This is a genomic window from Amycolatopsis sp. NPDC006131, assembly GCF_040614175.1.
Lineage (GTDB): Bacteria > Actinomycetota > Actinomycetes > Mycobacteriales > Pseudonocardiaceae > Amycolatopsis_E > Amycolatopsis_E tucumanensis.
On sequence record NZ_JBEXTX010000044.1, the window covers coordinates 42,725 to 56,211 of the forward strand.

The 13,487-nt window shown below is 71.7% G+C and carries 12 protein-coding genes; 5 read left to right on the forward strand and 7 right to left on the reverse strand.

Annotation, left to right across the window (positions count from 1 at the left end):
* The first annotated feature begins 2 nt into the window (after positions 1-2).
* Positions 3-824 carry an alpha/beta hydrolase gene (locus tag ABZ215_RS22630; protein ID WP_354951347.1) on the forward strand — a complete coding sequence of 274 codons (822 nt, stop codon included), beginning with the start codon at positions 3-5 and terminating at the stop codon, positions 822-824.
* Here the strand turns inward: ABZ215_RS22630 and ABZ215_RS22635 are convergent.
* On the reverse strand, positions 821-2,164 hold the full coding sequence (locus ABZ215_RS22635; RefSeq protein WP_354951349.1) for a hypothetical protein: 1,344 nt from the start codon (positions 2,162-2,164) through the stop codon (positions 821-823). The genes ABZ215_RS22630 and ABZ215_RS22635 overlap by 4 nt on opposite strands.
* 210 nt (positions 2,165-2,374) lie before the next feature.
* On the opposite strand from ABZ215_RS22635, the gene ABZ215_RS22640 reads away from it, so the two are divergent.
* The 3 genes from ABZ215_RS22640 (at position 2,375) to ABZ215_RS22650 (ending at position 5,826) form a co-directional block, all read left to right on the forward strand.
* Positions 2,375-3,829 carry a S8 family serine peptidase gene (locus ABZ215_RS22640; RefSeq protein WP_354951351.1) on the forward strand — a complete coding sequence of 485 codons (1,455 nt, stop codon included), beginning with the start codon at positions 2,375-2,377 and terminating at the stop codon, positions 3,827-3,829.
* Between the two features lie 166 nt (positions 3,830-3,995).
* Positions 3,996-4,487, forward strand: a complete 492-nt coding sequence (locus ABZ215_RS22645) for a DUF3145 domain-containing protein (protein ID WP_027934727.1) — start codon at positions 3,996-3,998, stop codon at positions 4,485-4,487.
* Positions 4,488-5,277: 790 nt separating this feature from the next.
* Positions 5,278-5,826 carry a hypothetical protein gene (locus ABZ215_RS22650; RefSeq protein WP_020422498.1) on the forward strand — a complete coding sequence of 183 codons (549 nt, stop codon included), beginning with the start codon at positions 5,278-5,280 and terminating at the stop codon, positions 5,824-5,826.
* 60 nt (positions 5,827-5,886) lie between these two features.
* Here ABZ215_RS22650 and ABZ215_RS22655 read toward each other — a convergent pair whose 3' ends face one another.
* The 5 genes from ABZ215_RS22655 to ABZ215_RS22675 all read right to left on the reverse strand — a co-directional run bounded on the left by ABZ215_RS22655 (position 5,887) and on the right by ABZ215_RS22675 (position 10,761).
* Positions 5,887-7,134, reverse strand: coding sequence for a beta-ketoacyl-[acyl-carrier-protein] synthase family protein (locus tag ABZ215_RS22655; RefSeq protein ID WP_354951353.1), 1,248 nt, complete (start codon positions 7,132-7,134; stop codon positions 5,887-5,889).
* A 42-nt stretch (positions 7,135-7,176) separates the two neighbouring features.
* Positions 7,177-7,422: an acyl carrier protein gene (locus ABZ215_RS22660; protein WP_017984121.1), complete on the reverse strand. Its 246-nt coding sequence runs from the start codon at positions 7,420-7,422 to the stop codon at positions 7,177-7,179.
* A 62-nt stretch (positions 7,423-7,484) separates the two neighbouring features.
* Positions 7,485-8,462 carry a beta-ketoacyl-ACP synthase III gene (locus tag ABZ215_RS22665; RefSeq protein WP_020422496.1) on the reverse strand — a complete coding sequence of 326 codons (978 nt, stop codon included), beginning with the start codon at positions 8,460-8,462 and terminating at the stop codon, positions 7,485-7,487.
* Positions 8,459-9,379, reverse strand: a complete 921-nt coding sequence (locus ABZ215_RS22670; protein ID WP_354951355.1) for an ACP S-malonyltransferase — start codon at positions 9,377-9,379, stop codon at positions 8,459-8,461. The genes ABZ215_RS22665 and ABZ215_RS22670 overlap by 4 nt, the downstream gene beginning before the upstream one ends.
* Before the next feature lie 140 nt (positions 9,380-9,519).
* Entirely contained in the window at positions 9,520-10,761 is a 1,242-nt protein-coding gene (locus ABZ215_RS22675; protein ID WP_354951357.1) for a helix-turn-helix domain-containing protein, read from the reverse strand.
* Positions 10,762-11,009: 248 nt separating this feature from the next.
* Here ABZ215_RS22675 and ABZ215_RS22680 point away from each other — a divergent pair, with 248 nt between their 5' ends.
* Entirely contained in the window at positions 11,010-11,639 is a 630-nt protein-coding gene (locus ABZ215_RS22680) for a nicotinamide mononucleotide transporter family protein (protein ID WP_354951359.1), read from the forward strand.
* Here the strand turns inward: ABZ215_RS22680 and ABZ215_RS22685 are convergent.
* A complete protein-coding gene (locus tag ABZ215_RS22685; RefSeq protein ID WP_354951361.1) occupies positions 11,620-13,233 on the reverse strand; it encodes an L-lactate permease in 1,614 nt (537 codons plus the stop codon). The two genes, ABZ215_RS22680 and ABZ215_RS22685, sit on opposite strands and share 20 nt — an antisense overlap.
* Positions 13,234-13,487 lie beyond the last annotated feature (254 nt).

Sequence of the window (13,487 nt, forward strand, 5' to 3'; positions counted from 1 at the left end):
GTGTGCGCGTTGATCATGAGCTGCCGCTCCCCGGCGGCCGGGTCCTCGCCTGGTCCGAGACCGGGCCCGGGGACGGCACGCCGGTCCTGTTCCTGGCCGGCGCCGCGACCGGCCGGTCCATGGTCTTCGGTGACGGGTCCCGGGTCCGGCTGGTGACCGTGGACCGCCCCGGCATCGGCGCCTCGACACCCGACCCGCACCGGTCTGCGGCGTCCACCGCCGCCGGCCTCGCCGCACTCGTGACGCGGCTCGGCGGGCCGGTGCCGGTCGTGGCGAACTCGCAGGCCGCGGTCTTCGGGCTCGCGGCCGCCGAGCACGGGATCGCGTCCCGGCTGCTGCTGGTGTCCCCGGCCGACGAGGTCGCCGATCCCCGGGTGTTCGCGCAGTTGCCCGGCCCGGTGCGGGACGTCGTCACCCAGGTGCGGGAGGACCCGGCGGCCGCACGGGAGTTCTTCGCCCGGCTCGGCCCCAGTGGGATGGAACGGATGGTGTTGGACGGCTCGGATCCGGCCGACCGCGAGGTGTACCAGGACCCGGTGTTCCTGGCCCGGTACCGCGCGGCTCTGCGGGAGGGGTTCGCGAACGACGGCGCGGGCTACGCGACCGACACGATCATCGCCATGTCGCGGTGGCAGCTGGACTGGGCCGCGATCCGGGTGCCGGTGCAGGTGTGGTTCGGCGATCGGGACCGCGTGCACTCACCGGACCTCGGCGCGCTGCTCACCTCCCGGATCCCGGGCGCGCGACGTCACGTGGTGCCCGGCGCGGGCGGCGCTCTGCTGTGGACCCACGCCGAGGAGATCCTCGCCGCGGCGATCGGCTAACTGATCCGCACGCCCAGCGCGGCGCCCGCCGCACGCAGCAGTGCGGGGTCGTCCGGCGCGGACTTGCCGTCCACGTAGGCGGCCAGCACCAGCCGGACGGCCGGGCCGGAGATCGCGCTCTGGTACGCCGCGCCCGCGGTGTCCGGCTCGCGCGGCCACTGGTGGGTCTCGGTGGCGAGATCGGCGATCCCGCCGCTGCCCGGGGTGTCGGCGAGCTGCTTGAAGGCCGCGGCCTGTTCGTCGCTGCCGAAGGTGAGCACCGCGACCGACACGGCGACCGCCCGCCCGTCCACGGTGGCCTCGAAGCTGCCGCGTTCCATGCCCGCGCAACCGCTTGCCTGCAACCGCGCCTGCAGGTCCCCGTAGGCACGGGCGGCGCAGGTGCGTTCCGTGCCGGAGGCGCGCTTGGTGAACTCGATGCCCGCGACGGCCTGTGGCGCGGGAGTGACCGCGGTGGTCGGCGCGGACGCGGTGGCCGGTTCGTCGTCCCCGCCGGTCGTGACCAGCACGAGCACGACGGCCAGCAGCACCAGCGCCACCGCGATCGCCGCGACCGGCCGCCACGGCACGGGAGCGGAAGCCGGGATCGCGCGCACGGGCGCGGCCGCGGCGATCCGGGGCACCGGCATTGTCACCTCGGCGGGCGGGACGATCGGCGGCACGGCGGCGGGTTCGGCCTGGCGGTGCCGCCGGGGGCGGGGTTTGACCGGCGCCAGCTTCACCGTCGCCGACTCCTCCGTGACCGTGAAGCCTTCAGCGGCCAGGTCGTCGTCGGTGAGACCGGTGTCCGGGGCGAGCTTGCCGATCAGGGCGCGGGCCTGCGCCGGGGTGCACGGCCATGGCGCGGGAGTCAGCGACGCGATGGCCGCGAGCAGGCTGTTCTGCGTCGGGAACAGGACGCGGACGTTGCCGGCGAGGTCGGCGGGCGGCTGCTCGATCTCCTCGACGAACGGCCCGACGGCGAGGATCGTGGCGATCGGCAGATGTTCCGGGACGTCCGGGCGCAGCCGCTCGATGACGGCGTCGGCGAGCGCGAGGGCATCCGCCGCGGGGTTGACGACGTCCCCGTCGGCGACGAGTGGCCAGCCGTCGGCCTTCCACTGGCCGGTCAGGGGCGCTTCGAGGCGGATCGCCGGGTCCGGCAGGTCGACGCCGATCACGACCAGGACGACGGCCGGCAGGACGACGACCGCCTCGACCGGCGGCCGGTCCGGCAGCGGCCGGGCCCCGGCCAGCGCGATTCCGCCCGCGAAGTCGTCCCCGCGGCCGAGCGCGGCGAGCGCGGCCCGCACGTCGTCGGCGACGCGCGAGGGCTGTCGTTCCAGGCGGATCAGCCGCACCTCGCACCTCCCCGGACCCGTTCACGTGCGCGCTTACGCTAGCGCGCTGTGCAGTCGCTGACCCTCGATGGTGTGAAAATCACTCGCGGAAGGTGTCTGCTTTCGGGCACACCCGTGCGGGTAATTGATCATTGACAGTGATCGGGGTCACCCTATTGAGTGCTACTCGTTAGTAGATCGTAGGGCCGGCTGGAGAGATAGGGGACCCCGATGCGATGGCGCTCCACGCGGGCGGTGGCGATCGCCGCCGCCGTGCTCGTCCTCCCGTTCACCGGCGCCGTCCCCGCGGCGAACGCCCAGGTCCCGCTCGCGCCGGTGTCGGACACGCTGGACCGGGTGCTGGCCACGGCGACCGCGCTGACCCCTGTCACGACCCTCGTGCACGCGGCGGACGCGGGCACCGCCGCACAGGCCGTGCGGACGGCCGGGATGCGGGAGATCACCCGGTTCCCGCGCATCGGCGTCGTCGCCGCGACGGGTACCGCCGCGCAGGTCGCCGCGGTGCGCAAGGCGGCCGGCGTCACCTACGTCGAGAACAACGACCCGCTTGTCGCGTTCGGCTCGTCCGGCACTACCGCGACCCGCAGCGCCGAAGCACGCACCACGCTGACCGGCGCGGACGGTGCTCCGCTGGACGGGCGCGGGGTGTCCGTGGCGATCATCGACACCGGCATCGACCCGACGCATCCCGCGTTTCGCGGCGCCGACGGGTCGACCCGCGTGGTGCGCAACCTGAAGAGCCTGTGCCTCGACGGCACCACCACCTCGTGCATCGTCGACGTGCCCACCTCGGTCGACACCGACGCGACCGCGCTCGGCGGGCACGGCACCCACGTCGCCGGGATCGCGGCGGGCGCGCCGTACACGCTGGCCGACGGTTCGTCCGTCGGCGGTTCGGCGCCGGGCGCGAAGATCGTGTCGATCTCGACCGGGCTGGCGATCCTGGTGCTGGGCACGGACGCCGCCCTGAACTGGGTGTTGGAGAACCACGCCGCGCCGTGCGGGGCCGGGGTGCCGGCGACGGTGTGCCCGCCGATCAAGGTGATCAACAACTCGTACGGCCCGAGCGGCGGCGGCGAGTTCGACCCGGAGTCGGCGACGGTCAAGCTGCAGCGCGCGCTCGCGGCCGAAGGGGTCGTGACGGTGTGGGCGAACGGCAACGACGGCGGGGACGGCTCGGCGGACCTGTCGAACCCGCCGGGCAAGGACCCGACGCCCGGCGTGATCTCGGTGGCCTCCTACAACGACCAGGGCACCGGGACGCGCGACGGGACCGTGTCGGACTTCTCCTCGCGGGGGCTCGCGTCGGACCCGTCGACGTGGCCGGACGTGTCCGCGCCGGGTGAGAACATCCTGTCCGCGTGCCGTCCGTACCTGGTGATCTGCGCGACGGGGTTGCAGCCGTCGAACGGGCCGGGGATGCTCGACCTCGGCACCTACAACGTGATCAGCGGCACCTCGATGGCGACGCCGCAGATCACCGGCATCGTGGCGCAGCTGTTCCAGTCCCGGCCGGACGCCACGCCGGGCGAGATCGAGGCCGCGATCAAGTCGACGGCGTACAAGTACAGTGACGGCGCGCCGTACCAGGGCGGTTCGAGCTTCGACAAGGGCGCCGGGCTGGTCGACACGGTCGCCGCTGTGGGGGCGCTCGCCGGGGCCTGACGGCTTTCCGTCCAGTGGTGGTCGTGCGACATCTGAGGTTCCTGTGGCGAAATGCCATCGCCGGGGTGCACAATATGGGCAGTCACGGCAGGGATGCTTGAACGCAGGCTCCGAGCTCGCGAGGTCGTAGGGGAAGACGCCCCTCGTCGAGTAGCGGAGGTCAGCAGTGAGCACCCGTGGCGTGGTTTACGTCCACTCGTCGCCGTCTGCGGTGTGCCCGCACGTCGAGTGGGCGATTTCGGGCACCCTGGGTACCCGAGTGGATCTGAAGTGGACGGCGCAACCCGCCGCTCCAGGGCAGCTTCGCGCCGAGTGCACGTGGAGCGCGCCCGCCGGAACCGGCGCCAAGCTGGCGGCCGGTCTCAAGGCGTGGCCGATGCTGCGCTTCGAGGTGACCGAGGAGCCGAGCGCCGGCGTCGACGGCGAGCGGTTCTGCTACGTGCCGGGGCTGGGACTGTGGCGCGGGCGGACGAGCGCCAACGGAGACATCGTCGTCGGGGAAGACCAGCTGCGCACCCTCGTGGCGACCTGTCGTGCGGGGGAGCAGCTGGCGCACAAGCTCGACGAGCTGCTGGCTTCGAGCTGGGACGAGGCGCTGGAGCCGTTCCGGCACGCCGGGGACGGGGCTCCGGTCACCTGGCTGCACCGGGTGGGGTGAGTCTTCGGGCGAGTCGGGTGGGTGGCTTTGGTTGGTTGCCTTGGTGCTTGGTGCTTGGTGCTTGGTGAGGTGCCCAGCGGTGAGGTGCCCAGCGGTGCTCGGCGCTTCGGCGCGGTGCGCGGTGAGGTGCCCACTCGTGTGGCGATGAACGGACCGTTCATCGCTTCGGCCCGCGTGAGGTGTCCAGTCGTGCGGCGATCAAGGGGCCGCTCATGCCTTGCGCCGCGTAGCCGCGTGAGATGCCCAGTCACGCGGCGATGAACAGTCCATTCATCGCTTCTCCCAGCGAGGTGTCCGCTCGCGCGCTGATGAACGGACCGTTCATCGCTTCGGCCCGCGCGAGGTGCCCAGTCGTGCGGCGATGAGTGGGCCGTTCATGCCTTGCGCCGCGTGAGGTGTCCAGTCGTGTGGTGATGAACGGTCCATTCATTGCTTCCCCCAGCGCTTCCCCAGCGAGGTGTCCGCTCGCGCGGCGATGAACGGACCGTTCATGGCTTCAGCCCGCGCGAGGTGTCCGCTCGTGCGGCGATGAACGGGCCGTTCATCGAACCAACCCCGGCCCTGAACCAACCCGCCCGAACCCAACCCCCGCCCCGAACCAACCCCCACCGCCGTCACCACCCGCACCCACCCCAGCCACAACAACCCCACAACAGCCGAGCCCCTTCACCTGCCCGGCCCAACCACCCCAGCCCACTCCGCACAAAAGACAGCACTCGGTAACGATCACCACTACGCTGCCGATGTGACAGCCATGCCGGCGCCTTCCGCAGCACCGCCGCGATGGTTGGTGCCCGTCGTCATCGTCGTGGTGTCGATCATGGTCGGTGGGGGTCTGCTGGCCCGCGAGCTGTACCGGCTGCCCGAAGCGGCCCCGGACGCGATCCTCGCCCAGTCGTCGACGGCCCGGCCGCTCGCGCAGCAGCCAGGGCCGGGCACCGTCGAGCTCACCCCGGACGCCGCGGCTCACCCGCAGAACACCACGGTCCGCGCGCTGCTCCAGACGTACTTCGACTCGATCAACAACCGCGACTACGAGCTGTGGAAATCAGCCGTCACCCGCGAGCGCGTCCAGGCCAAGTCGAAGAGCACCTGGCTCAACGACTACCGCACGACGAGGGACGGCAGCATCCTCGTCTACCGCATCGACCCGGTCGCCGACGACGAACTCCGCGCCCTCGTCGGCTTCACCAGCACCCAGGACGTCAAGGACGCCCCGGCCGAACTCCCGGAACCCTGCGTGCACTGGCGCCTCGTGCTCCCGCTGACCCTGGAATCCGGCGCCTGGAAGGTGGACACCGTCACCGGCTCCACCACCCCCGAACTCTCCCGCTGCTGACCGCACACACGAGAAAACCCCGGCCACCAAGGGCCGGGGTTCTCCCAATACCAGCGAAACTCAGGCGCCCGTGAACAGCAGCGCCGTGTTGTGACCGCCGAAGCCGAACGAGTTGCTCAGCGCCGCGGTCAGCTCGACCTTCCGCGGCTCACCGGCCACGACGTCGAGCCCGACCTTCGGGTCCAGGTTCTCCAGGTTCAGCGTCGGCGGCACCAGACCGTGGTAGATCGAGAGCAGCGTGAGGATGCCCTCGACCGCCCCCGCGCCACCGACCAGGTGACCCAGCGCGGACTTCGGCGCCGTCACCACCGGGTGCTCACCGACGGCCTTGCGGATCGCGGCGGCCTCGCCGATGTCGCCGACCACCGTGGACGTCGCGTGGGCGTTCACGTGCCCCACGTCCGCCGACGTCAGCCCCGCCATCGTCATCGCGTTCGCCATCGCGGCGATCTGGCCGATGCCCTCCGGGTGGTTGCCCGTGATGTGGTGCGCGTCCGAGGTGATGCCGTACCCGGCCAGCCGCCCGTAGATCCGCGCGCCGCGGGCCTTCGCCCGGTCCTCCCGCTCCAGGACGACCACACCGGCGCCCTCACCGAGCACGAACCCGTCCCGGTCGGTGTCGAACGGGCGCGACGCGCGCTCGGGCTCGTCGTTGCGCGTCGACACCGTCCGGGCCTGCGCGAAACCGGCCACGGTGATCGGGTGGATGCAGGACTCCGCACCACCCGCCACCACGACGTCGGCCCGCCCGTTCTGGATCATCTGGTAGCCGTTGGCGATGCCCTCGGCGCCGGAGGCGCACGCCGAAGCCGGCGAGTGCACCCCGGCCCTGGCCTTGAGGTCGATGCCGACGTGCGCGGCAGGCCCGTTCGGCATCAGCATCGGCACGGTCAGCGGCGAGACCTTCCGGATGCCCTCCTGCTCGAGCAGGTCGTCCATCGCCAGCAGCGTCAGCGGCCCGCCGATGCCGGTGCCGATGGACACGCCGAGCCGGTCCGGGTCGACGTCCGTGCGCTCGTCGCTGGGCTGCTCGAAACCGGCGTCGGCCCACGCCTGCCGGGCGGCGATGAGCGCGATCTGCTCACACCGGTCCAGCCGGCGCGCCTGCACGCGCGGCAGCTTCTCCGCCGGATCCTCGGCGAGCGTGGCGCCGATCTTGACCGGCAGGTCGAACCTCTCGACCCAGTCGGCCTCGATCCGCCGGATGCCGCTGCGGCCGGCGAGCAAGCCCTCCCACGTGGACGCGACGTCCCCGCCGAGTGGCGTCGTCGCGCCGATCCCGGTGATCACGACGTCGATGTTGCTCATGAGGAGTCTCCCCGAGGTTCAGACGAAGAATTCAGCTCGTGCTTACTTGGCGTTCGCGGCGACGTAGTCCACCGCGTCGCCGACGGTCTTCAGGTTGGCCAGCTCGTCGTCCGGAATCTTGACCCCGAACTTGTCCTCGGCCTGCACCGCGATCTCCACCATCGACAGCGAGTCGATGTCCAGGTCGTCGACGAAGGACTTCTCCAGGCTCACGTCGTCCTGCGCGACACCCGCGACCTCCTCGACGATCTCCGCGAGGCCGCTGAGGATCTCCTGCTTGTCCGCCACGATGGTGTTTCCTTTCTGGGGGTTCGACACCGGCAGGCCCGCGCCTGCCGGCGATAGTGGTATCACGGGCAGATGACGACCTGTCCGGCGTAGGACAGGCCCGCGCCGAATCCAACCATCAGCACCACGTCACCCGTTTTGACGGTGCCCGCTTTCCGCATGTGGTCCAGCGCCATGGGAATCGACGCGGACGAGGTGTTGCCGGAGAACTTGATGTCGTCGGCGACGACCAGGTCCTCCCGCGCGCCCTTGGCCTTGAGCCGCTTGGCGATCGCGTCCACGATCCGCAGGTTCGCCTGGTGCGGGATGAGCACGTCGATGTCCGACGGCTCCAGCCCGGCCAGCTCGACCGCCTTCAACGCGATCGGCGCGATCTGCGTGGTCGCCCACCGGAAGACCGACTGGCCCTCCTGGTAGATGTACTTGTGGTCGCGCATGTAGATCGTGTCGACCAGGTCGCCCGCGCTGCCCCACGACACCGGCCCGATGCCCGGCTCGTCGGACGGACCGACCACCGCGGCACCCGCGCCGTCGGCGAAGATGATCGCGTTCGCGCGGTCCACCGGGTCGACCACGTCGGTCAGCTTCTCCGCGCCGATCACCAGCACCTTGCCCGCCGAGCCGGCGCGGATCAGGTCGGAGGCGACGCCGAGGCCGTAGCAGAACCCGGCGCACGCGGCGTTGAGGTCGAACGCGCCGGCCGCCTTCACGCCGATCCGGTCGGCGACCTGACCGGCCGCGTTCGGGATGGGCGCGGGCATCGTGCAGTTCGGCACGATCACGGTGTCCACATCGGACGGCTGCAGGCCCGCGTCGGTGAGCGCGGCGTTGCCCGCCTTGACCGCCATGTCGACCAGCAGCTCGTCCTTCTCGGCGAAGCGGCGCTCGATGATGCCGACCCGCTCACGGATCCACTGGTCGTTGGTCTCCATGATCTGGGACAGGTCGTCGTTGGTGACGACGCGGTCCGGCTGGTAGCTGCCGACGCCCAGGATCCGGGTGGCGGCCGGGCCCTGCTTCTGGCGCAACACCGGGCTCACAGGATCTCCTTCGCGGCGGGCAGGTCGGTGGGGGTCTTCAACGCGACGGTCTGCGTGACCGTGCCCTTGAGCTGGCGCTTGACCAGACCGGTCAGGGTGCCCGCGGGCGGCAGCTCGACCGTCGCGGTGACGCCCAGCTCGACCAAGCCGTCCATCGTCAGGTCCCAGCGCACCGGGCGGGTGACCTGCTTGATCAGCCGCTCCAGGTACTCGGCGCCGCTGGTGACCACGGTGCCGTCGGCGTTGGACAGCAGCGGGCGGACCGGGTCCTTCGGCGTGATCGACGCGGCGTGCGCGCGCAGGGCCTCCTCGGCGGGGGCCATGTAAGAGGTGTGGAAGGCGCCGGCGACCTTCAGCGGCCGGACCTTCGTGCCGTCGAGGGGCTCGGCGACGATGCGCTCGATGGCGTCCTTCGCGCCGGAGGCGACGATCTGCCCGGCGCCGTTGCGGTTCGCCGCGGTCAGGCCGTGGCCCTCCAGCCACGCGACGACCTCGTCCGGGTCGCCCAGCATCACGGCCGCCATGGACGTCGGCTCGATCGCGCACGCCTTGGCCATCTCGGCGCCGCGCACGGCCGCGAGAGCGACAGCGTCCTCGGCGGTGAGCACACCCGCCGCGGCGGCGGCCGCCAGCTCGCCGACGGAGTGGCCGGCGACCGGGGTGTCGTCCGGGACGTCGCCGAGGGCGTCGAAGGCCAGCAGCGAGAGCGCGACGATCAGCGGCTGCGTGATCGCGGTGTCCTGGATGGTCTCGGCGTCGGCCTCGGTCCCGAGGTGGACCAGGTCGAGCCCGGTTCGCTCGGACCAGCGCGCGAGCTTCTCGCGGGTGCCGTCGAGTTCGAGCCAGGGGGAGAACATGCCGGGCGCTTGGGAGCCCTGTCCGGGAGCGAGCACTGCTGTCACGCCTCTAGGGAACATGCTTCCCCGGCGGGCCCGGGATGCCGCCGTTCACCAAGTCGGAGCGGCGATCTTGTAGGGAGCCTACAAAAATGGCGCCCGCGGGCCCGCATGCAGCGCTGATGTGTTGTCGGTTCCGGGCAGGCCGGAAGTGAGACCGGTCACCAGAGGCCGCGTGCCCTGGCCAGCCGTCCCACGGTCAGGGCCACCCGCAGCACCAGCGCGTCCCGCGGTTCGGTGGCGTTGCGGCCGGTCAGCTCGGCCGCCCGGCGCAGCCGGTAGCGCACGGTGTTGGGGTGCACGAACAGCTTCTTCGCGCACGTCTCCAGCACCCCGCCGGACTCCAGGTACTCGTCCACCGTCTGCAGCATCGTCGGTCCGGCGGCCTCCAGCGGCTGCGCGATCTCCTCGATCAGCAGCCGCTCGGCCTCGGCGTCGCCGGAGAGCGCTCGTTCCGGCAGCAGGTCCGAGGATCGCACGGGCCGCGGCGCGCCCGGCCAGCCGACCACCGCGCGCAGCCCGGACAGCGCCTCGGCCGCGCTGCGGTGCGCCTCGGCCAGGCTGTCCACCGTCGGGCCGGCCACCACCGGGCCCTCGCCGAACGCGCCCGCCAGCTTGCCGAGGACCTCCTTCTGCTTGGCGTCGCCGTCGGTCGGGCCGCCTGCCACCACGATCAGCCGCGACCCCTGGACGCTCAGCAGCACCGGCCGTGCCAGCCGCGCGGCCAGCCGGCGCACCTCGAACACCACGCTCGGCGGGTCGTCCGATGGCGGGCGGCCCGCCAGCACGGTCGCCATCGCCGACGGCTCCCAGCCGAGCGCCGCGGCCCGCGACAGCACCGCCTCCTCGGCGTCGCCGCGGACGATGCCGTCCACGACCAGCGCCTCCAGCCGGGCATCCCACGCGCCGCGCGCCTCCGCGGCCGCGGCGTAGGAGTTGGCCGTCGCGAAGGCGATCTCGCGGCCATAGCGGAGGATGCCCTCGGTGAGCGCGGCGTTCTCGGCCTCGGTGGCGGCGAATTCCGGCAGCTGCTCCTCGAACACCTCGATCGCCAGCCGCACCAGCCCGACCGCCTGCCGCAGGCTGATCCAGCGGGACAGGTCCTCGGGGGCGCCGCGGAAGGCGTCGGTGGTGAGCTTGAGCGCCTCCTGCGAATCGCGCAGCCAGTCGACGAACCCGGCCGCGCCGGTCTGGGTGATCAGCAGGATGCTCGCCCGCTGCTCCGCGGGCAGCCGCCCGAACCACGGCAGCCGCTGCTCCATTGCGGCGACGCTGGCCGAGGCGAGGCGCCCGGAGGCGCGCTCCAGCCTGCGCAGCGTCTTCGCGGAAAGGCCGTGGTGCTTGGCCAGGCGCCTGCCGCTGGTCTGGCTGCCGTGGGGCTGGCTGCCGTGGGTCTGGGTCATGGTGAACCGACTCTAACCGGCCGTCCGGTAAACGCGAGGCCGCCCGGCGCATCGCGGTTCTCGCAGCGCCGGGCGGCCTCATCTCCCCGGTCCCCACCGGTAGGTCCACTATGGACCTTGTGGATATTTTTCCGCCAGTCTTCTCACTCGATCGTGCAAGTAATTTTCCGATGATGTTGCGGGGCTCACTGCGGGTGAGGGAATCACCGCCTCTTGTGGCAGGTTGATCCGGCCAGACGGGAGGCGCCATGCACGTTCTGTTGCAGCACGGTTTGTCCGTTTTCGGGCAGTGGATCTCCATCGCGGAGCTGGTCGGCCAGCTGTGCGCGCTCGCCGTGGTCTTCCTGGCGCAGCGGCGCACGCTCTGGACCTGGCCCGTGCAGGTCGGCGCGACGGTGCTGCTGTTCGCCGTCTACGCCTCCGCGCACCTGGGCGGGCTCGCGGCCCGGCAGGTCGCGATCCTGCTGATCTCGGTCTACGGCTGGTGGGCCTGGACCCGCCGCCGCGACCCGGTCTACGGGGTGGTCGTCCGTAGCGGCCGGGCCGTCGAGCGGCTGGTGATGGCGGCCGCGTTCGTGGTCGGCACCGTGGTGATGGCGCTGGTGCTCGACGCGCTGGACGCCTCCTGGGCGCCGTGGCCGGATGCGGCGATCTTCATCGGCACGCTGGTCGCCTTCGCCGCCCAGGGCCGCGGCCTGGTCGAGTTCTGGCTGGTGTGGCTGGTCGTCGACGCGATCGGCGTGCCGCTGCAGATCTCCTCGGGCCTGTACTTCTCCGCGGCGGTGTACCTCGTGTTCGCGGCGCTGGTCGTGCACGGCTGGTGGAGCTGGCACCGCGCCGCGGTCACGCGCCCGGAGCTCACGGCAGCATCCCGCTGAGGAAGCTCGCCTGCGCCACCACGATCAGGCACATCACGAACAGCAGTCCCACGCTCCACGGCAGCACCTTGCGCAACAGCGTGCCCTCTTCGCCCGGCAGCATCGCCGCCGCGCACGCGATGCTCAGGTTCTGCGGGGAGATCATCTTGCCGAGCACGCCGCCCGAGGAGTTGGCCGCGGCGAGCAGTTCGGGCGACAGCCCGGCCTGGTGCGCCGCGGTCACCTGGAGCGCGCCGAACAGGGCGTTGGCGGAGGTGTCCGAACCCGAGACCGCCACGCCGAACCAGCCGAGCACCGGGGACAGGAACGCCAGGCCGGCGCCCGCGCCCGCGATGAAGTAGCCGATCGTGGTGGCCTGGCCGGACAGGTTCATCACGTAGGCCAGCGCGAGCACGCTCGTCACGGTCAGGATGGCGAACCGCAGCTCGTGCACCGTGCCGCCCCACTCGCGGACCGCGTCCCGGGCGCGGACCCGCAGGAACACCGCGGTCAGGACGCCCGCGACCAACACAAGCGTGCCGCCGGTGCTGAGGAACGGCACCGAGAACGTGTTGCCGGACACCGGTTTGCCCGCCGAGTTCGCCACCGACAGGGCGGGCCAGTCGAACTTCCACGTCGCCGCGTCGAGCAGCCGCTTGACCGGCGGCAGCTGGCCGATCGAGAAGATCACGATGATCAGCCCGTACGGCAGGTAGGCGCGGACGACCTCGCCGCGGTCCTCCGGCCGGTCCAGCGTTTCGGTGGCCACACCGGTGAGCACGGCGGTCCGGACCTCTTCGCGGGCCGGCTTCCGGGCTGCGGGCAGCGCGACCAGTGCGGCGGCGCCGGCGAGCGCGGCGCCGATGTCGGCGAGCTGCGCGGAAACGTAGTTGGCGGCGGCGAACTGCACCACCCCGAACGCCACGCCGCACACCAGCGCGGGCAGCCACGTTTCCCGCAGCCCGCGACGCCCGTCGACGATGAAGACCAGCAGCAGCGGCACGAACAACGCCAGGATCGGCGTCTGGCGGCCCACGATCGACGACACGGTGTCCAGCGGCAGCCCAGTGACCTGCGCGAGGGTGACGACCGGGGTGCCCATGGCGCCGAACGCGACCGGCGCGGTGTTGGCGACCAGCGCGACGACCGCCGCCCGCACCGGGGTGAACCCGAGCGCCACCAGCATCACCGAGCTGATCGCGACCGGCGCGCCGAAGCCGGCCAGCGCCTCCATCAGCGCGCCGAAGCAGAACGCGATGATCAGCGCCTGGATGCGGGGATCGTCGGAGACCCGGCCGAACGACCGGCGGAGCACGTCGAAGTGGCCGGTGCGCACGGTGATCCGGTAGATCCACAGCGCGTTGACGACGATCCACATGATGGGGAAGAGGCCGAACGCGGCGCCCTGGAAACCGCTGGAGATCGCCTGCCCGATCGGCATGCCGAAGATCGTGACGGCGACGATGAGGGCGACGGCCAGGCCGATCAGGCCGGCCTGGTGGGCCTTCATCCGGACCACGCCCAGCAGGACGAGGACGGTGGCCAGTGGGAGTGCCGCGACCAGCGCGGACAGGCCGAGTGAACCGGCTAGCGGGGCGAGCTCCTGCACGAACATGCCGACCTCGATTCCACATTGCGGAAGTGGGGTTCCGCTTGGCGTGGGGAGGAATGGTCCAGTCCGGCTGGTGGGGCGTCAAGGCTGGCGTTTCACTGATCGAGATGGGCGCTACGCGCGTGTTTGCGCTGCGCGCGGCTGAAAGCGCCGGCTTCGCTTCGCTACGCCCCGATTGAGCCCTCCCGAACCCGATCTTTCAGTGTTCGGTTGCCGAGACACCGCGTCAAGGCGGGAAAGCGTGCCTTGACCCGGTG

Coding starts and splice junctions, on each gene's coding strand:
- ABZ215_RS22640 (WP_354951351.1), top strand. CDS start 2,375: ATGCGATGGCGCTCCACGCGGGCGGTGGCGATCGCCGCCGCCGTGCTC.
- ABZ215_RS22655 (WP_354951353.1), bottom strand. CDS start 7,134: ATGAGCAACATCGACGTCGTGATCACCGGGATCGGCGCGACGACGCCA.
- ABZ215_RS22670 (WP_354951355.1), bottom strand. CDS start 9,379: ATGTTCCCTAGAGGCGTGACAGCAGTGCTCGCTCCCGGACAGGGCTCC.
- ABZ215_RS22675 (WP_354951357.1), bottom strand. CDS start 10,761: ATGACCCAGACCCACGGCAGCCAGCCCCACGGCAGCCAGACCAGCGGC.
- ABZ215_RS22680 (WP_354951359.1), top strand. CDS start 11,010: ATGCACGTTCTGTTGCAGCACGGTTTGTCCGTTTTCGGGCAGTGGATC.
- ABZ215_RS22685 (WP_354951361.1), bottom strand. CDS start 13,233: ATGTTCGTGCAGGAGCTCGCCCCGCTAGCCGGTTCACTCGGCCTGTCC.